Genomic DNA, 23,881 nt, shown 5'->3' with positions numbered 1-23,881 from the left:
TGGGGTCTCGGCGCCAGGAGTCAGGGCTGACTCACCGCTGTGACGACAGGTGCTTGCAGATGGCGTTCAGCGAGTTCGAGTGCTGGTCCGAATCAGGCCAGTTGGATTGCGTGGCGGTGTTCCGGCCCGCGGCGCTGGACGTCACCAGCGCGGAGGAGGTGGCGGCGGTCGGCTTCATGCGGCCTGTCACGCGCAGTGAGGCGGAGGACGCCTTTGGCCGCCTGCGGGACACGCTGACGCGTCTCGGCTGCCAGACGATTGACCTGTGGGAGCTGCTACCGGAGCGCGAGCGCGCGGTGAGCGACACCACGGTGAACCGGGTGTTTGTCCGCGATACCGCGGCGGTGCTCGGGCGTCAGTTGGTGACGGGCACTGCGGCCTTTCCCGTGCGGCTGGCGGAGTTCGACGTGGCGCACCGCGCGCTGTCCCAACTCCAGCCGGAGCTGTCGAGCGACGAGGTCGCGACGTCCGCGCGCATCGAGTTCGGGGACGTCTTCGTGCTCGACGCGGAGCGGTTGCTGGTCAACGTGGGGCTGCGCAGCGACGCGCGGGCGCTTCAACCCTTCCTGGAGCTGGCGTGGCGTTCAGGCTTCCGCGAGGCCGCCGTCGTCCGCATCCCGGAGAACCTGGGCATCATCCACCTGGATCTGGCCTTCAACGTGCTTGGGCCGCGGGCGGTGGTGGCGCGGGCCTTTCTTCGCCACACGCCCATCCAGGTGTTCGCACAGGGCGTGGCGCCGCACTGGGAGCCCTTTGACGGCTACTTCGCCCAGCGGGGCCGCCGCGTCATCCCCTTCGAGCCGAAAGGGGAGAGCGGCTTCATGTCGAACTTCATCTACGTGGGGCCCAACCTGATTCTCGCCTCGGAGAGCGCCTCGGTGGGCCTTCGTCCTCTGGCGAAGGAGGCCGGCATCGAGGTGGCGAGCGTCGACATCGAGGCGCTGGAGCGAGGCAACGGCAGCGTCCGGTGTCTTACGATGCCCCTGCGCCGGCGCGCGGTGTAGCGAAGGACCGCCGGCGATTCGCGCTCAGGAAGGGCGGTTCACCGTGGGCGGGTGGGGCATGTCGCCTTCGCGCTCATAGTAGAGGCTCGCGCAGCCCTGCTCGTAGACCACGAGCACCCTGTCACTTTCCTCCAGCAGGTCGGAGACCTTCTCCGTGGTCTTACGGACGAGTACGTCGAACCTACCCGGGCGCTGTTTGTTTCCGGCCCGGACTGTCACGACTGGCATGCGGGGTTCAGCTCCTTGTGCCCCGCGGTGAGCGGTTCCGGGAGGACATCCCCGGCCTGGGCCCATCCGAAGGTAACAAAGGCGCGTCATAACCAAACGAACAGTCCGTTGACAAGCGGGCCGCGCCATGGCGGGAAGAGGCTCCCATGCTCCGCAAGCTCCCCGTTCTGCTGGTTGGTGTTCTTGGTCTGGCCTCTTCCGCGGGCGCGCAGGAGGCGCGGCGGCCTCCGGAGCACCGCTCTCCGACGCCCGCCTGGGCGCCTCGCGGCGTGCTTCTGGGGGTCAGCGCCCAGGATGGCCTGGTGGCCTCCCAGACGAAGGTGCAGTGGCAGTTCACCTTCTACCAGGACCGCAAGGACGCCTTCGCCTTGCTGCTGGAGGGCAGTCTGTCGTGGGGGCTCGCGTTCCCCGATGCCGAGGAGGGCAAGCCGCAGAACGCGGTGCGCTCATTCTACCAGCACAGCCCGCAGGTGGGTGTGGGCTACCGGAACCACCTGCCCGGCCAGGTGCACTGGGGCTTCCAGGTCACCGGCGGTCCCGTCTTCTACGGCGCGGACTTCGACGGCGGGCTGGAGAAGGACCGGCGCGTGGCGGGCCTCATCGAGGGCCGCGTCCACCTGGGCTACCAGTTCGGGGACATCGCCGGTGGGCTCGCTGTGGGGTATGCCGAGGTATTTGGCTACAAGCGCCGCAGCCTTGCCCGCTTCTTCGTAGGTGGCCCGATGGTCGGGTTGTTCGTGGATTGGCGCTAGGCTTTGCGTAGAGTGCGGCTTGCGAGCACCCTGTTCGCACGCCGCGTATGCCCGAGCCGCTCAGTGCCCATGTGTCGCGATACCTCCGCAACCGAGAAGTCTTCGAGCGGAACCTGCCAGCCGCGCTGCTCGTCTTCACTCCAGCGACGGAGGAAGACCGCGGCGGGGACGGGGAGGAGTACCGTCTGAAGACGGTGACGAACGCGGGGAACCCCACGCTGGGGGCCAGCGGGCCCTTGGTGTTTCCCGTCGTGAAATCGCGGACGAACGCCTTCGGGCGGGGCATCACCGTGGGGCGGACGGGCAACAACGACGTGGTCCTGGACGACGGGAGCGTGTCCCGGTTCCACGCCTGGTTCAGCCGGGAGGAAGGCCAGGCGGGCTTCCTGCTGACGGATGCCGGGTCCAAGAATGGCTCCTGGGCGGGGGGCGTCCGCCTCGTGCCCCGGAAGGCCGTTCCGGTGGCGGATGGAGCTCGGTTGCGCTTCGGCCAGGTGGAGGTCGGTTTCTACACGACCAGCGGTTTTGTGCGGATGCTGGCCGTGAGGATGGCTCCCTGAGCCTTGCCACGTCTTCGTGGGCCTGCGTAACGTGCGGAGTCGCCCTCTGTCACACACGGGAGTGTTCGCGGTGGCCTTGACCACAGAAGCTTTTGGACTGACCGACGTCGGCCGCAAGCGGCAGCACAACGAAGACGCGATGCTGGTGGATGCGGCGCTCGGTCTCTACGTGGTGGCTGACGGCATGGGCGGTCACGCGGCCGGCGAGGTCGCGAGCAACCGGGCCACGGAGGTCGTCAAGCAGCACATCTCCGCCAACCGCCATCTGTTGAAGGACCTGGGCATCAACCCGACGCCGGACAGCCGCTCCGCGGCGGCGGCGCTCGTCGAGGTGGCCGTCCAGCGCGCGTGCGCGGACATCTACCGGACGGCGATGTCGGACGCGACCAAGCGCGGCATGGGCACGACGTTCGTGTGCCTCGCGGTGGGCGGCAACAAGGGCGTCATCGGCCACGTGGGTGACAGCCGTGTCTACCTGGTGCGGCATGGCCAGTGTCACCGGCTGACGGAGGACCACACGCTGGTCGCCGCGCAGCTCAAGGCCGGCACGATTACCAAGGACCAGGCCGCCAACTCGCAGTACCGCAACGTGATTACCCGCGCGGTGGGCATCCAGGAGTCCGTCCAGGTCGACACGCTCATCGTGGACCTGGTGCCCGGGGACATGTTCATCCTCTGCTCGGACGGCCTGCACGGCTATGTCGAGGACGAGGAGGTCCTTCCGCTCATCGCCGGCATCGCGCCCGCGGACCTGCCCAAGCGCTTCATCGACGTCGCCAACGAGCGCGGAGGCAAGGACAACATCACCGCGGTGGTGGTGAAGGTCGCGGGCGAAGGCTCCAGCGTCAGCGAGGAGTCGAGCGAAGCGCAGTCGCGCATGGAGGCGCTGCGCAAGATTCCGCTCTTCCGTCACCTCACCTACAAGGAGCAGACGGCGGTGCTGTCCATCGCGACCACGCGCACGTATCCCGCGGGGCGTGAAATCGTGGTGGAGGGGCAGCCGGGCGAGGAGCTCTTCGTCGTCATCCGGGGCCGGGTGGCCATCGAGAAGAACGGCGTGGAGATCGCCGAGCTGCGCGCGGGGGGCCACTTCGGAGAGATGGGGCTCATCGACAACGCGCCGCGTTCAGCGACGGTGCGGGCGACGGAGCCCACGCGCACCATGGTCATCTCGCGGCCGGACCTGATGGGCCTGATGAAGCGCGAGTCCATCCTCGCGGTGAAGATGCTCTGGAGCTTCGTCCAGGTGCTCAGCGACCGGCTTCGCGCCACCAACTCGGAGCTCAGCGAGGCACGGCAGGAACTGGCCGTGGCCCAGGCGATTGCTCCGTTCGCCGAGGAGTAGGAGGACGCGTCATGGCCCCTCGTCGACCGAAGTCGCTTCGTCCCGAATCCCAATCACGTCAGACGTCCCAGGTACGTTCGCGCCGTTCCGTTGTCGGAGGGCGACGCATGGCGAGGGCGGTGGGCGGCGACGTGGTGGTGAAGTTCCTGGGCGAGGTGGTTGAGCTGCGCCATGAGCTGAGGGCGACGCAGGGGGACGTCGAAGGCATGGCGATGGGCATGGGGTCCATGCGAGCCGGTATGGCGACCATGCGGTCCAACATGGCGACCATGCAGACGAACATGGTGGCCATGCAGACGAACATGGCGGTCATGCAGTCGAACATGGCGGTCATGCAGTCGAACATGGTGGCCATGCAGACGAACATGGACTCCATGATGGGCAACATGGAGACGATGATGTCAACCGTGGAGTCCATGATCGTGGGGCTGCGTTCCGTGTCGGGACGCATGAGCCGGATGGAGGCCCACGCGGGCCGCATGGCCCGGCTGCTGACTTCCATGGCGGATTCGACCCAGGAGCGTTTCGAGCGGGTCGAGAAGCGCCTGGATGACCTCGAAGACAAGCTGTAGGCGCCGCTCGCCCATGCGTTCGGGAAAGGACGCGTCCGGAATTTTCAGGGGGAATCGGCCGTTCCGCGCCCGGCCCCGGGCTAACGTCCGCGCCGTCTGCGCATGCGCAACTGGATTGTCATAGGCGTGATGGCGACCCTGCTCGCGGCAGGGCTGGTGTGGCTGTGGCCCGGCACGGAGACGGGGCCCGCCGCTCGCGACTCACACGCCTCCACTGGCAAGGCCCTGCCGGAGTTCGCCGCCGTGGACGTGGCCTCCGCGGGCGAGGGGCTGACGCTCACGGGGCGTGTGCTGGACGCCTCGGGTCGTCCCGTCGCGGGCGCGGAGGTGTTCCTGGCCGCCAGCGCGGAGCGGACGCTCCTGGGCGTTCATTGTGATGCATGTGGCCGGCGCTCCTGTCCTGCCAGGCGCGTGAGACGGCGCTGCACACGCTGGCGTTCTTCGAGCAGCAACAGGGCTTCCTGACGCCGCGGGCCACGGTCAGCACGGACGCGGAAGGGCGCTTCCGCTTCGAGCAACTGGCTGGCGTGTCCTTCTCCGTGTGGGCCCGCGCGCCAGGGCTGGGCGTCGCGCTCCGCGAGCGGGCCGCGCCTGGGGACCCGGTGGAGCTGTACCTGCCGCCGCTGCGCACCCTGGTGGGGCAGGTGGTGGACGACGCTGGCCGGCCCTTGGCGGGGGCTCACGTGCACGGAATGTCGCGGCGGGCGCCGCTGCACTTCGAGTCCACGAGCGGAGCGGATGGCCGCTTCACCCTGACGGGCCTGGGCGAAGGGCCTTTCTATGTGCTGGCCACGGCGGAGGGGTACCTGCCCGCGGTGGGGGCCCAGGTGGAGGCGGGGCCACAGCCCGTGCGCCTGAAGCTGACGCCCGCGCGCACCCTGGAGGTCCGCGTCACCCGAAATGGTTCCCCCGCGGCCGCGCTGGTGCGGCTGCGCGCGGACCACCTGTCGCGGGAGCTGCGCACGGACGGCACTCCGGTGCGCTTCACCGGCTTGTATCCGGACCAATTGGTGGTGACCGCGGAGGCCAAGGGCCTGGCGTCCGCGCCCCGCGTCTTGACGCTGGACGAGCGCGTCACCCAGGTGACGCTGGCGCTGGAGGAAGCGGGGAGCCTGCTCGTCACGGTGGTGGATGAAGACGGGCAGCCCGTGCCGCAACCGGAGCTGCTGTTGCGCATGCCGACGGGGGAGGTTGTCCGGCAGGTGCGCGGTGGCAATGGCGCGTTGGTGACTCTGGGCCCTCTGGCCGTGGGCAGCTACGTGCTGACCGGTCAGGCCGAGGGCTTCCGTGATGCGCAGCTGCCCGCGAAGGTGACGCCAGGGGAGACGGCGCTCGAACTGGAGATGGAGCGCGCCACCGTCATCAGCGGGCAGGTGCTGGATGTCTATGGCCGGCCCGCGCCGGGCGTGTCCGTGTTGGTGCAGCCCACGGGCGCGTCGACGCTGGCGGACGCGGAAGGGCACTTCATCGCGCAGGTGCCCACGCCGGGGCTCTACGAGCTCCATGCGCACCACTCGGAGTGGGGCGGTGGCCAGCTGAAGGTGACTGCGCCGGCCACCGACGTGCAACTGGCGCTGGAGCCTCGCGCGTCGTTGGAAGTGACAGTCTCCGCCGAGGGCCGCCGCGTGGAAGGCGCGGACGTGGTGCTGTGGGTTGATCAGCAAGGCATCTTCCGGAGTGACCGGCCGTCCGGCTCGGATGGCATGGTCCCGATGCGCGGGATGCCCGCGGGCACGTATTCGATGATGGCGTCCCATCCCGACTATCAGCCGTCGGAGCGTCGGGAGGTGACGCTGACGGAGGGGCAGACGCTGAAGCTGGAAGCGGAGCTGAGGCCCGGAGCGCCGCTCAGTGGCGAGGTGGTGGACGGGCAGAACGCGCCGGTAGCGGGCGCCACGCTGGTGGTGGTGCCCCGTGGCGCGGAGCCCGTGCAGTCCGACGCGAGCGGCCGTTTCGAGTTCCGTGCGCTGCGGCCGGACCGGGGCTACCGCTTGGAGGTGAGGCACCCGGGCTACGACCAGATCGAGCGCGCCGAGGGCAAGGCGGGTGGCCCTCCGGTGCGAGTGGTGCTCAGGAAGCGCGACGTCTATCGCGGGCGTGTCGTGGGTGATGACGGTGAGCCGGTGCGCCGCTTTCGCGTGGACGAGCACGATGTGAATGCACCGGATGGCCGCTTCGAGCTGCCGTTGCCCACGGCGGGCGACCGCGTCATCGCATCGGTGGACGCGGCGGGCTACGAGCCGATGATGGTGGATCGCCCGGTTTCGCCCGACCTGGGAGACCTGGTGCTGGAGAAGCTGCCGGGTGTCTCGGGCCGCGTGGTCGACGAGGGCGGTGGGCCGGTGCCAGATGCCGTGGTGTCGTGCGACGTCTGTGACGACTCCGTGCTCTCCGGGCCGGACGGCACCTTCACGGTGGCCAGCCCGCCCTATGTGACGCGTTACTCGCTCACGGCGCGCAAGGGGCGGTTGAGCGCCACCCAGTCGTTGGAGCGGGGCGCGCGGGGGCCGGTGGAGCTCAAGCTGCGGCAGGCCACGCGTTTGAGCGGCCGGGTGTACCGCCCGGACGGGAGCCCCGCGGCGGGCTTCGAGGTCGAGGCCGTCAACGCGGACCGCAGCGAACCGCTCACCATCGTCACCGGGCCGGATGGCGGCTACAGCGTGGAGGTCTCCCGGGCAACTACCGCTTCGCGCTGGGCGCGAACCGGGAGTTCTCTGGCGAGCCGGCGCTGGTGGTGCAGGTTGGCGGCTCGGAGATGTCGCTGGACCTGGGCCCGGCGCCGGGCACCGCGTCGCTGGCCGTCCAGCTGAAGCCGGAGCGGGGCCGGGCGCTGTGGGTCGTCGCGGGAGAGCTGGGGGCGGTGGGCAATCCTCCGGCGGTGGCGTTGATGCGCTCGCGCTGGGCGCAGCTCGTGTACCAGCCCCGGTCGGAGCAGGTCCGCCTGAGCGGGCTGCGGCCCGGGCGGTACACGCTGGTATGGGGCAACTTCCACGTGGAGACCCCCGGCGGACCGGAGGTCCGCGTCGTGGATGTGCCTTCGGCCAGTGACGTCGTGATGATGGCCCACTGAGGCCCTGCCGGGACGGTTGCGAGCCCGCCTCCCCGCGCATTAGGAAGCCGCATGGACGTGACGACTCTGAAAGGCCGCCGGGTGGTCGTTGGCGTGGGTGGCGGAATCGCGGCGTACAAGGCCTGCGAGCTGGTGCGGGAGCTGTCGCGTGCAGGCGCTGAGGTGCGGGTGGCCATGACGGAGTCCTCGCGCCAGTTCGTCACCCCGCTCACCTTCCAGGCGCTCAGCGGGCACCCTGTGCTCACGGACTATTTCGACCCTGCCCAGGAGGGGAACTTCGGCCACCTGGACCTTGCTCGCTGGGCCGAGGCGTTCGTCGTGGCGCCGGCCACCGCGGACCTGCTGGCGCGCATCCGCGCGGGCATGGGGAACGACGCCGTGACGACGTCGCTGCTCGCCTTCCGGGGGCCGGTGGTGCTGGCGCCGGCGATGAACGTGGCCATGTGGGACAACCCCCTGACGCAGGAGAACCTGGCGGCCCTGCTGGCCTATCCGCGCTTCTCGCGCGTGGGCCCAGGCGCGGGGATGCTGGCCTGTGGTGACGTGGGGGAGGGGCGACTGGCGGACGTTCCAGCCATCGTCCAGGCGGTCGCGGCGCGTTTCGGCGCTGGCCCACTGGCGGGGAAGCGGGTGCTGCTGACGGCGGGCCCCACGCGCGAGTTCCTGGACCCGGTGCGGTTCATCTCCAATCCCTCCACGGGGAAGATGGGCATGGCGCTCGCGCACGCGGCCCGGACCCTGGGCGCCGAGGTGACGGTGGTGCTCGGTCCCGTAGGCACCGTGGAGCGCGGCGGCTTGGACGTCGTGGACGTGGTGAGCGCGGACGACATGGCGCGCGAGGTGCTCTCACGGGTGGGCACCGTGGATGCGTTCATCGCCACGGCGGCGGTCAGCGACTGGCGTCCGGAGACGCGCGCGCCGCAGAAGGTGAAGAAGGGCGCTTCGACTTCGCCCGAGGCGCTGACGCTCGTGCGCACGCCCGACGTGCTCGCGGAGGCCTCCCGCAAGGTGGCGGGACAGCCAAAGCGGCCGGTGCTGGTGGGCTTCGCGGCGGAAACGGAACGCGTGGTGGCGCACGCGCGCGAAAAACTGGAGCGCAAGGGGCTGGACGCGATTGTCGCCAACGACGTGACGGCCCCTGGCGCGGGCTTTGGAACGGACACCAACCGGGTGACGGTGCTCACGCGTTCGGGCGCGCAGCATGAACTCCAGGGCAGCAAGTACGAGGTGGCGAAGGCCCTCATCGAACTGCTGCTCGTGTCACCGTCCTAGCGGGGCTCCATCACCGCGAGGGTGACGGTGGTCTTCGACACGAGCCGGGGCGTGCCGCCGGAGACGGCGTGGACCTCGGATTCCGTGACGATGAGCCGGCGGCCGGCGCGCAGCACCCGGGCCTTGCACCGCAATTCCTCACCGGACGCCGTCTGGAGCAGGTGGACGGTGAAGCTGGTGGACAACACTCGCTGGCCCTTTCGCACGACGGAGAAGGCCGCCGCGCCCGCCGTATGGTCCGCCAGCGTGGCCTGGACGCCCGCGTGGATGACGCCGTCCTGCTGCAGGTGCCGGGGCTGCACCACCAGCCGGGCTTCCACCTCGCCGGGGCGGATGTCCACGGGCTGGATGCCCAGGTCCATGACGAAGGCGGCCGATGTGAACAGGTCCTCCGTGTCCTGGCGGTAATCCGGGTTCGGGTGCTCCATGGCGGCTCCTCGCTGCGTGACACCGGGGTGGGGGAGGAAGATAGCGTGGGCCCGGGGTGCCCCCAGGGCGGATGACTGGGGGCAGGGCGGGGTAGGACTCCAGGCGTGAGCCTGGAACTGCTCTGGCGGGAGGCGAACAGCCGGCTTGGGCGTCCGCTTCCTTGCGCACGGGCGCTACGTCCGATACCGATCCAGGACCGTGATTGATGACACGCCCGAGGCCCCGCAGGACCTGAGCGCCCTGCTGGACGATGTGCGCCGCCACCTCCTCTGGCAGGAGGAGGCCGCTGGCCGGGTGCTGATGATTGACGCCAAGGCGGCGCTCGAGCTCCAGCGCTCGGCTCCCTCCTTGCGCGCGCGCTTCGCCCGGACACAGGGGGCGTGGACGCCGCGCCTCCTGCTCGCCCCGAGGCCCCGCTGACCCGGCCGCCGCTGGCGAGCCCGGCACCGGAGCACCGTTCCATCGGCACGGAGCGGCCGGGCCCGGCGACTCCTGCGGGTGCAGCAGGGCCGCTGGGAGTCGGTGCCGCAGCGCCAGCGCGGGTGCCGCCCCCGTCCACGCCTCCCATGCGTCCGGGGGCATGGCTCTCGGCGCCGTTGAGGGCCAGCCTCCGGCGCCGCGGTCGCCGGTCGCGGGAACGCGTGTGGATGCGCCGCCGCCCACGCCGCGGCCCGCTGGGGCGCTGCATGGCGCGGCGAACGGCGAGCGGCCGACGTTGGACGAGATTCGCCGGGAGCTGGGCGACTGCCAGCGCTGCAAGCTGTGCTCGACGCGCAAGAACCTCGTGTTCGGCTCGGGCAACCCCCGCGCGGAGCTGGTGTTCGTGGGCGAGGGCCCCGGGGAGAACGAGGACCTGCAGGGCGTGCCCTTCGTCGGCGCGGCCGGCGACCTGCTGACGAAGATGATTGGCGCGATGGGCTACCGCCGCGACGACGTCTACATCTGCAACGTCGTGAAGTGCCGGCCACCGGGGAACCGCAATCCCGAGCCGGAGGAGGTTGCCGCCTGCGAGCCTTTCCTGCGCGCGCAGTTGGCCGCCATCCAGCCCAAGGTGGTGGTGGCGCTGGGCAAGTTCGCGGCGCAGACGCTGCTGCGGGACAGCACGCCCATCACCCGCCTGCGTGGCAACTGGCGCACCTACGAGGGCATCCAGCTGATGCCCACCTTCCACCCGGCGTACCTCCTTCGCAGCCCGGCGGAGAAGCGCAAGGCATGGGAGGACCTCCAGGCGGTGATGAAGGTGCTGGGGAAGCAACCCGGTTCGCGCGCGTAGCCGCGGGCCCGATGAAGGGAATGCACGGATGAATGGATTGCTGGAGTCGAGTGAGCTGCTGTCGCCCGCGCTGGAGTCGAACCCGCTGGGGGACCCGGCTCGCCGCAAGCTCACCGTGTACCTTCCGCCAGGCTACGGCGCGGATGAGAGACGCTACCCCGTCGTCTACTTCCTGCATGCCTTCGGCAACAGCGGCGGTTCGTGGACGAACGCGTCGGGCTTCGCGCCCACCGTCCCCCAGCGCCTGGACGCGCTCGTGGAGTCGGGCGCGATTCCGCCCGTCATCGGCGTCTTCCCGGATGCCTGGACGTCGCTGGGTGGCAGCCAGTGGGTGAACAGCGACGCCATTGGCCGGTATCGCGACTACCTGACCAAGGATGTGGTGGGCTTCGTGGACCGTACCTACCGCACCCTGCCGAAGGCAGCCTCGCGCGCCGTGGTGGGGCACAGCTCCGGTGGCTACGGCGCGCTGGTGATGGGCCGCTACCACCCGGAACTGTTCTCCCACGTGGGCGCGCACGCGGCGGATTCCTACTTTGAATACTGCTACCTGCCGGACCTCCCGAAGGCCGCGGCGGCGCTGCTGAAGGCCGGCGGCGTGGAGGCGTGGCATGCCGAGTTCCGGGCGCGCGTGAGTGAGACGAAGATGCGCGGGGACGACTTCCCAGTGGTGAACGTCCTGGCGATGGCCGCCGCGTATTCTCCGAAGAAGGGCGAGCCGCTCAACGTGGAGCTGCCCTTCGACGCGAACACGGGCCGGCTGCGGCTCGACGTGTGGAACCGGTGGCTGGTGCACGACCCGGTGCGTTTCGTGCCCAAGTTCATGGACGCGTTCCGGAAGCTGAAGACGGTGTACCTGGACTGTGGAACGCGTGACGAGTTCAACATCCGCTGGGGCACGCGGATGCTCGCGGAGGACTTCAAGAACGCGGGCGTGGAGCGCGTCCACGAGGAGTTCGAGGACGGCCACTCCGGTGTGTCGTACCGCTTCGCGCGCTCGCTGTCCGTCCTGGTGCCGAACCTGGCGCAGGACTGACGCACGGGGCCAGGGCCTGTCGCGCGGTGGTCGGGATGCCCGCTGGGGGACGCCTCGGCCCACCGCGCGTGACGTGGCGCTGGCCTTTTCCCCGCCCGAGCGGGTAGACGCCTCCTGGGTGCGCCCCGCCGTGGCGGGGCCGGGCGCCCGACAACCTTCAGGGAGACGGGAACATGAGCATCGACCTCTACGGGCTGTCTCGCGTCGTTGGCGAGAAGGGCGTGCTGCCCCAGCGCGCGAAGCAGTTGGATCCTTCGCTGCCGTGCCGCGAGTCCGAGCTGCTCATCGACGTGGAGAGCCTCAACATCGACGCCGCGTCCTTCAAGCAGATCAAGGGCGAGGTGGGCGGCGACGCGAAGCGCATTGGCGAGCGCATCCAGGCAATCGTCCGTGAGCGGGGGAAGATGCAGAACCCCGTGACGGGCTCGGGCGGCATGTTGATTGGCCGCGTGAAGGAGCTGGGCGCCAGGCACCCCGCGCGCGAGCTGCTCAAGGTGGGCGACCGCATCGCCACGCTGGTGAGCCTGACGCTGACGCCGCTGGTCATCGAAGAGGTGAAGGCGGTGCATGCGGACATCGACCGCGTGGACATCCGCGGACACGCGATCCTGTTCGCCAGCGGCATCTACGCGAAGCTGCCCACGGACATGCCGGACACGTTGGCGCTCGCGGCGCTGGATGTGTGTGGCGCGCCCGCGCTGGTGGCCCGGCACGTGCGGCCGGGCATGACGGTGGCGGTGCTGGGCGCGGGCAAGAGCGGGGCGCTGTGTCTGGCGCAGGCGCGGCGCAACCTGGAGAGCCGGGGCAAGCTGCTCGCGCTCGACGTGTCGCAGGGCGCGCTGGACCTGCTGTCCGGCATTGGCCTGTGTGACGTGGCCCTGAAGGTGGACGCGACGCAGGGCGTGGACGTCATGGAGGCGGTGAGCAAGGCGACGGACGGTCAGCTCTGCGACCTGGTGGTCAACTGCGCCAGCGTGGGCAACACGGAGATGGCCACCATCCTGTCGGTGAAGGACGGCGGCACGGCCATCTTCTTCTCCATGGCCACCAGCTTCACCGCGGCGGCCCTGGGCGCCGAGGGCGTGGGCAAGGACGTCACCATGGTGGTGGGCAACGGGTACGTGCCCGGCCACGCCGCGCTGACGCTGGACCTGCTGCGCACCGAGCCGCAGCTGCTCCAGCTCTTCGGCACGCGATACATCTAGCAGCCGAGCCGTCTGCCCCGATGCCCAGCGGCGTCATCACCGGGATGGGGCCACCTTGCCTCATCCCGGGCGGGGCAGTGCCTCCGTTTCATCGCGCCGAGGCGGATGTCTCCGGCGCGGTGGGCGCCTGGGGCACGGGCGCGCTGGGCTCCTGCGTGCGTGCCCAGTCCTGGGCGCTGCGGCCGCTGCCATCGCGCACGTCAGGGGAGGCCCCCTGCTGGCGGAGTTGGTCCACCACCTCCTTGCGGCCGAACAGGGACGCGAACATCAGCGCCGTCTGGCCGAAGCGGTTGCTCTGGTCCACCGCGCAGGGCTGCTGATTGAGCAGTCCGACGATGTCCGCGTAGCCCTTGAAGGCCGCGCCCATGAGCGCGGTGTTGCCGTTGTTGTCGCCCGCGCACGCATCCGCGCCGGCGGAGAGCAGGGCGCGCACCGTGTCCGCATGCCCGTGGTACGCGGCGAGGATGAGCGGCGAGAAGCCGCGAGCATCCCGCGCCTCCACAGGCGTACCCGCCTGGACGAGCCCGGCGACGATGTCCGTCTCTCCGGCACGGGCGGCGGCCAGCAGGTAGCGCTCCGCCTCGCTCGTGGCCAGCAGACGCCCTTGCGGCGCGGGCGTGGCGCGCAGGGACATCCACGCGGCCGTCAACACGCCGGCACCCAGCATCAACAGGCCCAGCGTTCCCAGTAGCAGCTTGCGAATCATGACGGACTCCAGAAGAGAGGGCCTGCTCCCGCTGAGGGAAGACCGGGATGCGACGGGCGGCGAGAGGGGGAGTCGCCGGGCGCCACCACATCCCGGCCTTCTCCCAGGGGGAGTGGCGGGAAGTGCCGGGCCCTGGCGGAGCCAGCCATGCCAGGGCCCGGAGATGAACGAATCAGCGGGCGGCGAGCGTGGCCACGGCGGCCTTGGCGTCGTCCAGCTTCACGTTGACCGCCTTGGCAAGGCGGGTGCCGTAGTCGGAGTTGGCCATGAAGAAGTGACCCACCATGCGCGCCTTCACCCTGGCATCACGCACCTTGTTCAGGTCCGCGGCCAGGTTCTTGATGAGGCGGTCCTTCCCGCCCGCGTCGAGCGCCAGATAGAAGGCGCCGGCCTGCGCGAAGTGGTCCGACTTCTCAATGCCGCGCTGCTGCGTGTTGCCGCTGAGCGGCGCGTTGGAGAAGAGGTACGGCGGCGCGTCCTGCGTCTCACGGCTGACGCTGGGCTCGTAGTTCACGTCCGACTTCGTGTTGGCGAAGTTCATGCTGCCCGCCTCGTTGTTGTTGCTCACCGTCGCGCGGGCCCGGTTGATGGGCAGCGACTGGTAGTTGGCGCCAATCCGGTAGCGCTGGGTGTCGGCGTAGGAGAACAGGCGGCCCTGCAGGAGGCGGTCCTCGGAGGGCTCGATGCCCGGCGGCTGCACGCCAGGGGAGAAGGCCGCCTGCTCGGTCTCCTCGAAGAAGTTGTCCGGCATCTTGTTGAGCGTGAACTTGCCCAGCTTGATGGACGGCACCTGCGCCTCGGGCCAGATTTTCGTCGCGTCGAGCGGGTCGAAGCTGAACGTGTCCAGCTCCTTGGGGTCCAGCACCTGCACGCTCAGCTCCCACGAGGGGAACTTTCCCGCGCCAATGGTGGCGTAGAGGTCCGTGGTGGCGTGCTGGTGGTCCTCGGAGATGACGCGGGCGGCGTCCTCGGCGGTGAGGCTCTTCACGCCCTGCTGCGAGCTCCAGTTGAACTTCACGTACTTGTATTCGCCCTTCGCGTTGACGAACTTGAAGGCGTGGACGCCGTGCCCGTTCATCTGGCGGTAGTTCGCCGGGATGCCGATGTCCGAGTACACCTGCGTGAGCATGTGTGTCGACTCGGGCAGGTGAGAGAAGAAGTCGAAGGAGCGGTTCGGGTCCTGCTTGTTCGTGATGGGCGACGGCTTCAGCGAGTGCACCATGTCCGGGAACTTGATGGCGTCGCGGATGAAGAAGACGGGCAGGTTGTTGCCCACCAGGTCCCAGTTGCCTTCGTCCGTGTAGAACTTGAGCGCGAAGCCGCGAGGATCGCGCAGCGTCTCCGGCGAGCCCGTCGGATGGATGACCGTGGAGAAGCGCACGAACATCGGCGTCTTCTTGCCCTTGGCGGAGAAGAGGGACGCGCGCGTCAGCTTGGAGAAGTCGCCGTAGCTCTCGAAGGTGCCGTAGGCGCCGGTGCCGCGGGCGTGGACCACGCGCTCGGGGATTCGCTCACGGTCAAAGCGCGCCAGCTTTTCGATGAGGTGGAAGTCCTCCAGGAGGACGCCGCCACGCGGGCCGGCCGTCTTGGAGTTCTGGTTGGTCCCCACGGGGGAGCCGGTGTCCGTCGTCAGGGGAGGGGGCGTCGCGGCGACGGCGGCCGATCCGCCAAAGAGAATGGCGGTCAGAAGCAGGGAGCGGGTTTGCAAGGGACTCTCCTTGTCTCAGGGGGTAAGGCAGTCCCGTCCTGAGCAGGGGGCATGCCACCGCTCGATTCCGAATGATTCCAGTGGGTTACCTGTTGAGTCCAAGAACGCCCACCGAAAGGGCGGTGGCGTCACCGTCCTGTCGGTGGAGGTGAACACCGGCCCTTCGGTGATTTGAGCTCGGAACCGATAATGCGGTGCAGCAACGTTATACAGGTGCGCATCGGCGCTACCCGCTGGCGTTCGGGCGGGTAAGGTGCGTCCATGCCAGGCCCGTTCATTGAAGACGCGCGGATTGAAAATGCGCGCAAGCTGGCGGACGAAATCGTCAACCCGATCTTCGACCTCATCCGCCGTAACACCACTGTTTCGACCGAGCGCACTGTGTTGCGCTTCTTCGGCCTCTCTGGAGCTGGCGCGCGGGGCGTGCCGCTCGCCAACCTGATGGTGGACAAGCTGAAGGCCGCCGGGGTGCTCAACAAGGGCGCCGCCTACTGGTACGGCCGCGCGCTGCAGTTGGGCGCGAAGAGCCCGCTGGAGGCCGTGGAGCGGCTGACGGCGCTCCCCACGGAGAAGCTGGCCCCCTTGTCGCCCGAGCAGGAGCACAACCTCCGCGAGGAGGTGCGCGCGGAAGCCCGCGCCGCGCTCGATGACCTGAAGGCCCGCATCGCCCAGCGCGAAGAGCTCCGCAAGCAGTTCCCCATGCCCCCGGCGCCGCACAAGTACGTCATCGTGGCCACGGGCAACATCTATGACGACGTGGACCAGGCGCGCGCGGCGGCCCAGGCGGGCGCGGACGTCATCGCCGTCATCCGGTCCACGGCGCAGTCGCTGCTGGACTACGTGCCCCACGGCGCGACGACGGAGGGCTACGGAGGCACCTACGCCACCCAGGAGAACTTCCGCATCATGCGCGAAGCCCTGGACGACGAGAGCCGCAAGCTCAAGCGCTACATCCAGTTGACCAACTACTCGTCCGGCCTCTGCATGTCGGAGATCGCCTTCTGCGCGGCCTACGAGAAGCTGGACATGCTGCTCAACGACGCGATGTACGGAATCCTCTTCCGTGACATCAACATGCGGCGCACGTTCATCGACCAGTACTTCAGCCGCCGCATCTGCGCCCTGGCCGGCATCATCATCAACACCGGCGAGGACAACTACATCACCACCGCGGACGCGTACGACGCGGCCCACACCGTCATCGCCAGCCAGTTCATCAACGAGTGCTTCGCCAAGCGCGCGGGCCTCAAGGACTGGCAGTTGGGCATCGGCCACGCGTACGAAATCGACCCGTACCGCGAGGACACGCTGCTGCTCGAGCTGTCCCAGGCCATGCTGGTGCGCCGCTGCTTCCCGGACGCGCCGTTGAAGTACATGCCGCCCACCAAGCACAAGGAGACGGACATCTTCTTCAGCCACACGTACGACGTGATGGCGAACCTGGTGGCCATGTGGACTCGGCAGGGCATCCAGCTGCTGGGCATGATGACGGAGGCCATGCACACGCCGCTCCTGGCGGACCGCTACGTGGCGCTCAAGTCCGCGGCCTACATCCACCGCGCGGCGCGAGGCATCGACGAGGAGTTCACCGTCCGCGAGGACGGCAAGATCGCCAACCGCGCGCGCGAGGTGTTCGCCCGGGCGGAGCAGTTGCTCCAGGAGTGCCGCGACGAGGGCATGGTGACCGCCATCGGCCGGGGCCACTTCGGTGACGTGAAGCGCGAAGAGACCGGCGGCAAGGGCCTCGACGGCGTGCTGGAGAAGGCGCCGGACTATTTCAACCCGTTCCTGGAACTCCTGGAGGCGCAGTGATGCTCGGTTCAATCCTTGCCATGGTCCTCTCCGCGGGCGGCTCCGCGGATGCGCTGGCGCAGGTCCAGGTGAAGAACGTGTCCATCCAGGTTCCCGCCTCGTGGAACCGCACCGAGGCGGATGGGACGAGCAAGTTCCAGGCGCCCAGCGGGGACGCCTACTTCCTGGTGGACGTGGGCGCCGTGCAGACGGCGGGCATGAAGGCCCAGACGTGCGTGGACAAGATTGTCGCGTCCATTGGCGGCAAGGGCTGGGAGCGTCTGAAGGTGGGCGCCCAGCCAGCGGCGAAGCGTCAGGAGACGGACGTGGCGCCGGATGGCAGTGGCGCGGTGGATTCCGTGACGTATGTGGGCTGCGACGGAAAGACGACGTGGTCGGTCGTCTTCTACCTGGAGCAGACGAAGAAGGAGCGGTTCGCTCCGCTGGCCCAGAAGGTGGGCTCCAGCGTCAAGATTCAGCGGGCCGGAGGGAAGTGAGCCGATGGTGAAGCCGAGCAAGCAGATCATCCGTCCCTACGGCGACCGGCGGGACGACGGCGTGGTGCAACTGTCGTTCACCCTGCCGGTGCCGTTGTCCGAGAAGGCCAAGGAGGCCGCCGCCGTCTTCACGAAGAAGATGGGCTTCACTGACGTGAAGGTGGCCGCCGCCGAGCGCGCCGCGGACACGTACACCTTCTTCATCGTCTACGCCCGCTCGTCCGTCGCGCTGGACTACGCCGAAATCGACGTGCCCGAAGTCGTCGTGAAGAAGATGTCCTTCGACGACCTCAACGCCTTCATCAAGGAGAAGGTGAAGCGGCGCATCGTGGTGTTCGGCGCCTGCACGGGCACGGACACGCACACGGTGGGCATCGACGCCATCCTCAACATGAAGGGCTACGCGGGCGACTACGGCCTGGAGCGCTACCCCTGGTTCGAGGCCTTCAACCTGGGTAGCCAGGTGCCGAACGAGGACCTCATCAAGAAGGCCCTGGCGCGCAACGCGGACGCCATCCTGGTCAGCCAGGTCGTCACCCAGCGCGACGTGCACAAGGACAACTCGCGGCACTTCATCGAAGCGGCGAAGGCTGCTGGCATCCACGGCAAGGTCCAACTGCTGCTGGGCGGGCCCCGAGTGGACCACAAGCTGGCGCTGGAGCTGGGCTTCGACGCCGGCTTCGGGCCCGGCACCAAGCCGTCCGACGTGGCCAACTACATCGTCCACGCGCTCCTCAAGAAGGAAGGCAAGGAGCCGAAGGACGCGCACTATCAGGGGGAGCCCCAGTGAGCACGGGAACGAAGGCGGTCATCCGGCTGCGCATGAGCAGCCACGACGCACATTACGGCGGCAACCTGGTGGACGGCGCGCGGATGCTGGGCCTCTTTGGCGACGTGGCCACGGAGCTGTGCATCCGCAGCGACGGGGACGAGGGCCTGTTCCGCGCCTATGACTCGGTGGAGTTCCTGGCCCCGGTGTATGCGGGCGACTTCATCGAGGCGGAGGGCGAAATCATCAGCGCGGGCAACACGTCGCGGAAGATGCGCTTCGAGGCGCGCAAGGTCATCAAGCCGCGGCCGGACGTGAATGACTCGGCGGCGGATGTCCTGTCGGAGCCGGTGGTGGTGTGCCGGGCCACGGGGACGTGTGTGGTGCCCAAGGACAAGCAGCGGGGGCAGACATGAGCACGCCCATGGTCATCACCGCGGCCATGGTGGGCGCGGAGACGACGCGCGAGCAGACGCCGCACCTGCCCATCACCGCGGAGGAGATTGCCGAGGACGCCGCGCGTTGCCGCGAGGCTGGCGCGGCGATGGTGCACCTGCACGTGCGCACGCCGGACGGCAAGCCGTCGCAGGACGCGGAGTTGTTCCGCGCGGCCATCCGCGCCATCCGCAAGCGCACGGACGTGCTCATCCAGACGTCCACGGGCGGCGCGGTGGGCATGACGGTGGACCAGCGCTGCGGGCCGCTGACGCTCACTGGCGACGACCGGCCGGACATGGCCACCTTGACGACGGGCACGGTGAACTTCGGCGAGGAGGTCTTCTGGAATCCCCGGCCGCTCGTGCGTGACATCGCCCGGCGCATCCGGGCGATTGGCCTGCGGCCGGAGCTGGAGTGCTTCGACGTGGGCATGATTGACGAAGCCCGCTACCTGGCGAAGGAAGGGCTGGTGGACCTGCCAGCGCACTTCGACTTCGTGCTCGGCGTGCCGGGCACGTTGCAGCCGCGTCCGGAGGTGCTGGACTTCATGATTGCCTCGCTGCCGGAAGGCTCCACCTGGACGGTGGCCGGCGTGGGGCGTCACCAGCTGGCCTACGTGGACGAGGCGGCGAAGCGGGGCGGCAACGCGCGCGTGGGCCTGGAGGACAACATCTACGTGTCCAAGGGCGTGCTCGCGAAGGGCAACTGGGAGCTCGTCGCAGAGGCGGCCAAGCGCGCGCGTGCCCATGGCCGCGAGCCGGCCACGCCGGAGCAGGCGCGCAAGTTGTTGCGGTTGTCGTAAGCACCGCCGGATGCATCGTGACGGCCGCCGCCCGAGTCCTGTCGGGCGGCGGCCGTCTCTGGCGTGTGGGGGCTGGTTCTTGCTGCCATGCGTCCGGGTAGAGTCGGCGCTCCATGAAAAAGCAGAAGGCTGGACCTGGCCTGTTGTGCCTCTTGGTCGTTGCGTCGTTGGGCTGCGCCAGCAGTGCGACCGGTACGGTCAACCGCCGCGATGCCTATGCCCTGGCGTCCTGCACTGACACTGTGTCGTGTTGCATCCAGCGCAACCCCGGCGTGCCCGAAGCGTGCGGCCTCACAGCGGGCGACGCCGCCTCTCACATGGCAGGCGTCAAGATGGCCATGGAGGCGACGGAAGACGCGCCCGCTGTGTGGGACGACGCTCACAACGCGGAACTTCCCGAATGGAAGCGCCGCTGCATTCGGAACTACGGCGACTGCAAGGAGGGGCTGTTCGCCGGGCCTTGCTACGACTGCCTTCGCATGTGTGAAGGGCAGCAGGATTGGCCCCTTGATATGTGCGGCCCGAAGCGGAAGAAAAGGCCCTGACCCATGGTCAACCGCCCTAACTGGGACTTGTTCCGCGCACTCTCCCGCCGCGTGTTGCGGGACGGCGTGCCTCTCGTGCTCACGGAGGACGTGCGCGCGTTGTTGCTACACACTGCACGTGAGGTTGCCATCCGCGACGCGGAGCTCGCATTGAGCACCGAGGAGGGGGCCTTGGCACTGATGCGTGAGACTGGACGCCGCATCACGGACGGCTCAAACAGGCTCACCGATGCGCTGCACGTGATGTGGCAGCACCAGCGGGCTGGGGACTACAACAGCGCGCGGCAACTGATGCGCGACGTGTTGGCCGTCGAAGTCGTGCCGTACTACCGGGAGCTTGCTCAAGGCCAGCTCGACGACATGTCCGACGAGCCTTGAACGGCTTCGCGCGAAGCAGCTCCGCCCGCGCAGATGTCCGTGGTCAAGAAGAACATCAAGCCCCGATGGATTGGAGACTGCTACGCCTGCTTTCGCTATTGCGAGGGGCAACGAGAGTGGCCCTTCCGAGATTGTCACCCTCGCTAGGAGAACCACATGCCCACCCAACGGGATTGGGACGCGGTCAAAGACCTGAGCCGCCGCATCACGGACCCGGTTCAGCCCTTCCTCACCACCGAAACGCGCGCCCTTGTCCAGTCCACGGCGCACGACGTGGGGATTTCGCCAGACGAAACAACGCGTGCGCTCCAGGATGACGAAAGCGCCGCAGTTCTCGTGAGGGAGATTGCATCCCGCATCTCCACCGGGTCGAGGCGCCTGTCTCGCACCTTGGCTGAAGTCGATAGACGCCGGGATGCGGGGGACTTGGAGGGGGCTCGCCAACTGCTCCAGGACGTCTTGGCCGTGGAGGTCGTGTCTCATTACGTGGACATCCTGAACACGTACCTTCAGGCAGTGGACGACGATTCGTAGAACGACAGCGAGGCGTGACTGACGCCACGCCTCCTCAGGGATGTCGACCGTTGACGGATTGTCCAGGCTGCAAGGGCTCGGCTAGTTTGCGGCGGCAATGGAGCCATTGCCTACGCCGCCCGCGCAGATATCCGTGGTCAAGAAGAACATCATCGGTTTCTCCGTTGTGACGTTGGGCATCGCGCTGACCGGGGCGGTGACGTTGGGCATCCAGCCCATGGGCTGGATGCGGACCACGAATGTGGGCCAGCTTCCGGAGTTGGCCGCCGTTCAAGCGCAGTTGTCGTCCCTGGACGCGTGCGACATCGAATACGGAAGTCGAAAGAGTGCGAACGGGACGCGCTGGACGGGCTCCCAGTCGACGGCTCGGGTCACTCCTTGTGGGACTTCTTCCTCCTTTTGGATCTCCGTCCCGGTGCCGCCAGAGCGGCAGGTGGACAATGTCGCCTTCGACATGAAGCGGGGCTCAGTGAAATCGCCCTGGAAGATCCTGGTCGAGAAGAAGCAGACCGCGTTCCCCGCGCTCAAGCAGTCGCTCGAATTGCTCGCCCCCCATCTCCTCACGCAGTACCCCATTGAGCGTCAGCGTGACGCCGACCGGAAGGCGCAGTGGGCGCGCGAGAGACAGGCGCGGAAGGACGCTGAACGCGCTCTCAAAGAGGACGCGCAGAATTCTTATCCGGAGTGAATGACTCACCTTTTGGTGTGCCGCCTGTTGACGGATTTTCGGTGTGCGCGCGCTCCGCTTAGGCTCGTGCCTCAATGAATCCATCGTCTACGCAGTCGGCGCGGAAGTCCGGCAACTCCGCCATCATCATCATCGTCGCGGTGGTGGTGATGGTGGGCCTCATGGGCGGGGGGGCCATTCTGGTCGCGGGGGGAGGGTTTGGCCGGGGCGGCTTGAAGACCGACGTCAGCGGTCTTCAGGAACTCGCAGCGGTCCAGGCGCAGTTGCTGCCCCTGGATGCATGCCACATCGAGTACGGAGTGCGGGCAGGCGCGCTACCGCACCGCTCGACGGGCTCCCGGAAGTCCGCCTCCGTCACGCCGTGCAGTGGGGCGTCGGTCTCCTATGTCTCCATCAGCGTTCCGGAGGAGCTTCAGTCGTCTCAAGTCGCCTTTGATATGACGCGAAGCTCCGTCTCTGCGCCCTGGAAGATCCTGGTCGACAAGGATCAGACCGCGTTCCCCGACCTCAAGCAGTCGCTCGAACGGCTTGCGCCCCTCATCGTAGAGAAGTATCCCGAGGCGCTTGCCACGGAGATCCAGCGCCGTGTGGACAGTGAGCGCGCGTGGCAGGAGCACAAGGCTGCCGAGCGTGCTCGCAAGGAAGCGGCGAAGACCTCGTATCCCGAGTGAGCGACTTGCCATGAGCACAGTGCCCACGCAGCCGGCGCAGAAGTCCGGCAAGAACACGATCCTCATCATCGCCGCGGTCGCGGTAGTGGTCGGCGGCATCGGCGCAGCGACCCTTCTGTTGGGCCGGCAGCCGAGCGACGTTGGGAGCCTCGGGAAGACCGACGTCGGTGGCCTTCAGGAGTTGGCCGCCATTCAGGCGCAACTGCGTCCCTTGCGGGCATGTGGCATCGAGTACGGGGAGCGGGGACGCCGGATGAAGTCGGGCTCTCACACGTCCGTATGGGTCAGCGCGTGTGAGAATGACCGTTTCGCGGGAGTCCGCATCGAGGTTCCCACCTCGCGACAGGTAGAGGGAGTCGCCTTCGATCTGGAGCGAAGCTCCGTCTCCGAACCCTGGAAGATCCTGGTCGACAAGAATCAGGTGCCATTTCCAGAGCTCAAGCGGACACTCGAGCAGCTCACGCCCTACCTCGTCGAGGAGATTCCCTCAAGGCTTGCTCAAGCCATCGAGGCGAAGGTCGCGGCTGATCGCGAGAGGCAGAGGCGCCAGGCCGCGGAGCCTGCTCGCCGGGAAGCATCGAAGAACTCGTATCCGGAGTGAGGCGTCTGGCCGCCCCGTCCGCTCACGGGAACTCGATGTTGCCGAGGATGATGGGGCGCTTTCCGTCCGTGGAGCCGGCGCCCCGTTGTCTTTCAGGGCTCATCTTCGAGGTCTTCGAGCTGGCCTTCCGCTACCTCTCGGTAGTGCGGCACCACTTCGACGGAGAGCACATCCCGCATTTCCCGGCGGGCGCTGTCGAAGTCGCCAGCCTTCTGGTGGCGATACATCCTGTGGAGCGCGTCCATCAGCCTGTTGGACCCGTCGGTGATGCGCCGCGAACTCTCGCGGAGGAGTTCTAGCGCCCCCACCTCCGTAGAAAGTGCCTGCTCCGCGTTCGCATCGCTGATGCCTACTTCTCGCGCTGTGCGCCGGAGGAGCGCGCGCACATCATCGTCGAGGACGAGCGGCGCACCTTCGCGGATGACCCTGCGTGCCAATGCGCGGATGGGGTCCCAATCGATCTTCTCGGACATGTGTCACCTCTTCTTCTTCCTGCGCGGAGAACACTTGTCCTCTGGCCATTCCTGCTGGCCCTCGCAGGAACGAAGGCAGTCGTGGCATGAGCCAGTCCAGTCAAATTCTTGGCAGTCGCCATAGGCGCGGATGCAACGCCGCTTCCACTCCGGGAGGTTCGCGTTGTGCGTGTCATCCCATTCGGCGGGCGCTTCTTCCGCCGCCTCCATGACCATCTTGACGCCTGCCATGTGCGACGCGGCTTCGCCCGCGGTGAGGCCGCACGCTTCGGGCATGCTGGGGTTGCGTTGGATGCAGCACGTCACGGTGTCGGTGCAAGTTGCCAGCGCATAAGCATCGCGGCGGCTGGCGGTGCCGCTGGCACTGCTGGAGCAACCTAACGCCAGGGCGACCAAGACGCATGATAGGCCAAGTAAATAGTTCTTCTTTTTCATGAATGTCAGGCTAATCACGGCCTGGCATCATGCGTCTATCACCCTGGATGGGTAGTTCATAGGGTGGCCAGGCCTCTCGGTTGGGCCTGCGGAACCTGT

General features: G+C 68.1%; 27 protein-coding genes and 1 pseudogene. 22 read left to right on the top strand and 6 right to left on the bottom strand.

Features of this window, described 5'->3' with window-relative positions; translation table 11 throughout:
- The first annotated feature begins 59 nt into the window (after positions 1-59).
- Positions 60-1,004, top strand: coding sequence for an arginine deiminase family protein (locus QEG98_RS23290; RefSeq protein WP_316562864.1), 945 nt, complete (start codon positions 60-62; stop codon positions 1,002-1,004).
- Positions 1,005-1,028: 24 nt separating this feature from the next.
- Here the strand turns inward: QEG98_RS23290 and QEG98_RS23285 are convergent, their stop codons facing one another.
- On the bottom strand, positions 1,029-1,232 hold the full coding sequence (locus tag QEG98_RS23285) for a hypothetical protein (RefSeq protein WP_140792976.1): 204 nt from the start codon (positions 1,230-1,232) through the stop codon (positions 1,029-1,031).
- A 146-nt stretch (positions 1,233-1,378) separates the two neighbouring features.
- Here QEG98_RS23285 and QEG98_RS23280 point away from each other — a divergent pair, with 146 nt between their 5' ends.
- From QEG98_RS23280 to coaBC, 6 genes and pseudogenes are all read left to right on the top strand, one after another.
- A complete protein-coding gene (locus tag QEG98_RS23280; RefSeq protein WP_316562863.1) occupies positions 1,379-1,984 on the top strand; it encodes a hypothetical protein in 606 nt (201 codons plus the stop codon).
- Between the two features lie 47 nt (positions 1,985-2,031).
- Complete coding sequence (locus QEG98_RS23275) at positions 2,032-2,544, top strand: FHA domain-containing protein (RefSeq protein WP_316562862.1); 513 nt, start codon at positions 2,032-2,034, stop codon at positions 2,542-2,544.
- A 61-nt stretch (positions 2,545-2,605) separates the two neighbouring features.
- Positions 2,606-3,889 (top strand): Stp1/IreP family PP2C-type Ser/Thr phosphatase, encoded by a 1,284-nt coding sequence (locus tag QEG98_RS23270; protein ID WP_090490810.1) that lies wholly within the window; start codon positions 2,606-2,608, stop codon positions 3,887-3,889.
- Between the two features lie 107 nt (positions 3,890-3,996).
- On the top strand, positions 3,997-4,461 hold the full coding sequence (locus QEG98_RS23265; protein WP_316562861.1) for a hypothetical protein: 465 nt from the start codon (positions 3,997-3,999) through the stop codon (positions 4,459-4,461).
- Between the two features lie 102 nt (positions 4,462-4,563).
- Positions 4,564-7,531, top strand: a pseudogene (locus tag QEG98_RS23260) (carboxypeptidase regulatory-like domain-containing protein).
- Positions 7,532-7,582: 51 nt separating this feature from the next.
- Positions 7,583-8,803, top strand: a complete 1,221-nt coding sequence (coaBC, locus tag QEG98_RS23255; RefSeq protein ID WP_316562860.1) for a bifunctional phosphopantothenoylcysteine decarboxylase/phosphopantothenate--cysteine ligase CoaBC — start codon at positions 7,583-7,585, stop codon at positions 8,801-8,803.
- Here coaBC and QEG98_RS23250 read toward each other — a convergent pair.
- Positions 8,800-9,231, bottom strand: a complete 432-nt coding sequence (locus tag QEG98_RS23250) for a PaaI family thioesterase (protein ID WP_090490806.1) — start codon at positions 9,229-9,231, stop codon at positions 8,800-8,802. The genes coaBC and QEG98_RS23250 overlap by 4 nt on opposite strands.
- 199 nt (positions 9,232-9,430) lie before the next feature.
- Here QEG98_RS23250 and QEG98_RS23245 point away from each other — a divergent pair, with 199 nt between their 5' ends.
- The 4 genes from QEG98_RS23245 (at position 9,431) to QEG98_RS23230 (ending at position 12,746) form a co-directional block, all read left to right on the top strand.
- Positions 9,431-9,652, top strand: coding sequence for a hypothetical protein (locus QEG98_RS23245; RefSeq protein WP_316562859.1), 222 nt, complete (start codon positions 9,431-9,433; stop codon positions 9,650-9,652).
- Between the two features lie 223 nt (positions 9,653-9,875).
- Positions 9,876-10,505 (top strand): uracil-DNA glycosylase, encoded by a 630-nt coding sequence (locus QEG98_RS23240; protein WP_316562858.1) that lies wholly within the window; start codon positions 9,876-9,878, stop codon positions 10,503-10,505.
- Positions 10,506-10,533: 28 nt separating this feature from the next.
- Positions 10,534-11,541 carry an alpha/beta hydrolase gene (locus QEG98_RS23235; protein WP_011554393.1) on the top strand — a complete coding sequence of 336 codons (1,008 nt, stop codon included), beginning with the start codon at positions 10,534-10,536 and terminating at the stop codon, positions 11,539-11,541.
- Between the two features lie 173 nt (positions 11,542-11,714).
- Entirely contained in the window at positions 11,715-12,746 is a 1,032-nt protein-coding gene (locus QEG98_RS23230; RefSeq protein WP_316562857.1) for an L-erythro-3,5-diaminohexanoate dehydrogenase, read from the top strand.
- Between the two features lie 88 nt (positions 12,747-12,834).
- Here the strand turns inward: QEG98_RS23230 and QEG98_RS23225 are convergent, their stop codons facing one another.
- A complete protein-coding gene (locus QEG98_RS23225) occupies positions 12,835-13,452 on the bottom strand; it encodes an ankyrin repeat domain-containing protein (protein ID WP_141258919.1) in 618 nt (205 codons plus the stop codon).
- Between the two features lie 172 nt (positions 13,453-13,624).
- Positions 13,625-15,160: a catalase gene (locus QEG98_RS23220; RefSeq protein ID WP_316562856.1), complete on the bottom strand. Its 1,536-nt coding sequence runs from the start codon at positions 15,158-15,160 to the stop codon at positions 13,625-13,627.
- 261 nt (positions 15,161-15,421) lie between these two features.
- Between QEG98_RS23220 and QEG98_RS23215 the strand changes: the two genes are divergently transcribed.
- The 11 genes from QEG98_RS23215 to QEG98_RS23165 all read left to right on the top strand — a co-directional run bounded on the left by QEG98_RS23215 (position 15,422) and on the right by QEG98_RS23165 (position 22,874).
- On the top strand, positions 15,422-16,972 hold the full coding sequence (locus tag QEG98_RS23215) for a lysine 5,6-aminomutase subunit alpha (protein ID WP_140863887.1): 1,551 nt from the start codon (positions 15,422-15,424) through the stop codon (positions 16,970-16,972).
- Positions 16,969-17,448 (top strand): hypothetical protein, encoded by a 480-nt coding sequence (locus QEG98_RS23210; RefSeq protein ID WP_141593921.1) that lies wholly within the window; start codon positions 16,969-16,971, stop codon positions 17,446-17,448. The genes QEG98_RS23215 and QEG98_RS23210 overlap by 4 nt, the downstream gene beginning before the upstream one ends.
- A gap of 4 nt (positions 17,449-17,452) precedes the next feature.
- Positions 17,453-18,238, top strand: a complete 786-nt coding sequence (locus tag QEG98_RS23205) for an OAM dimerization domain-containing protein (protein ID WP_141593920.1) — start codon at positions 17,453-17,455, stop codon at positions 18,236-18,238.
- A gap of 32 nt (positions 18,239-18,270) precedes the next feature.
- Positions 18,271-18,633, top strand: a complete 363-nt coding sequence (locus QEG98_RS23200) for a hotdog domain-containing protein (protein ID WP_090490888.1) — start codon at positions 18,271-18,273, stop codon at positions 18,631-18,633.
- On the top strand, positions 18,630-19,457 hold the full coding sequence (locus QEG98_RS23195; protein ID WP_316562855.1) for a 3-keto-5-aminohexanoate cleavage protein: 828 nt from the start codon (positions 18,630-18,632) through the stop codon (positions 19,455-19,457). The genes QEG98_RS23200 and QEG98_RS23195 overlap by 4 nt, the downstream gene beginning before the upstream one ends.
- A gap of 113 nt (positions 19,458-19,570) precedes the next feature.
- Entirely contained in the window at positions 19,571-20,002 is a 432-nt protein-coding gene (locus QEG98_RS23190; protein WP_316562854.1) for a hypothetical protein, read from the top strand.
- 3 nt (positions 20,003-20,005) lie between these two features.
- Positions 20,006-20,380: a DUSAM domain-containing protein gene (locus QEG98_RS23185; RefSeq protein ID WP_316562853.1), complete on the top strand. Its 375-nt coding sequence runs from the start codon at positions 20,006-20,008 to the stop codon at positions 20,378-20,380.
- Positions 20,381-20,536: 156 nt separating this feature from the next.
- Positions 20,537-20,914: a DUSAM domain-containing protein gene (locus tag QEG98_RS23180; protein ID WP_316562852.1), complete on the top strand. Its 378-nt coding sequence runs from the start codon at positions 20,537-20,539 to the stop codon at positions 20,912-20,914.
- A 133-nt stretch (positions 20,915-21,047) separates the two neighbouring features.
- Positions 21,048-21,602 carry a hypothetical protein gene (locus QEG98_RS23175; RefSeq protein ID WP_316562851.1) on the top strand — a complete coding sequence of 185 codons (555 nt, stop codon included), beginning with the start codon at positions 21,048-21,050 and terminating at the stop codon, positions 21,600-21,602.
- A gap of 74 nt (positions 21,603-21,676) precedes the next feature.
- Positions 21,677-22,273 carry a hypothetical protein gene (locus tag QEG98_RS23170; RefSeq protein ID WP_316562850.1) on the top strand — a complete coding sequence of 199 codons (597 nt, stop codon included), beginning with the start codon at positions 21,677-21,679 and terminating at the stop codon, positions 22,271-22,273.
- 10 nt (positions 22,274-22,283) lie between these two features.
- Positions 22,284-22,874: a hypothetical protein gene (locus QEG98_RS23165; RefSeq protein ID WP_316567947.1), complete on the top strand. Its 591-nt coding sequence runs from the start codon at positions 22,284-22,286 to the stop codon at positions 22,872-22,874.
- A gap of 92 nt (positions 22,875-22,966) precedes the next feature.
- On the opposite strand, the gene QEG98_RS23160 is transcribed toward QEG98_RS23165, so the two are convergent.
- Together QEG98_RS23160 and QEG98_RS23155 are read right to left on the bottom strand one after the other, a co-directional pair.
- Positions 22,967-23,347 (bottom strand): DUSAM domain-containing protein, encoded by a 381-nt coding sequence (locus tag QEG98_RS23160; protein ID WP_316562849.1) that lies wholly within the window; start codon positions 23,345-23,347, stop codon positions 22,967-22,969.
- A gap of 3 nt (positions 23,348-23,350) precedes the next feature.
- Positions 23,351-23,782 carry a hypothetical protein gene (locus QEG98_RS23155; protein ID WP_316562848.1) on the bottom strand — a complete coding sequence of 144 codons (432 nt, stop codon included), beginning with the start codon at positions 23,780-23,782 and terminating at the stop codon, positions 23,351-23,353.
- Positions 23,783-23,881 lie beyond the last annotated feature (99 nt).

The organism is Myxococcus sp. MxC21-1, from assembly GCF_032612255.1.
Taxonomy (GTDB): Bacteria; Myxococcota; Myxococcia; order Myxococcales; family Myxococcaceae; genus Myxococcus; species Myxococcus virescens.
This window is presented reverse-complemented; position numbering and strand designations above follow the sequence as displayed.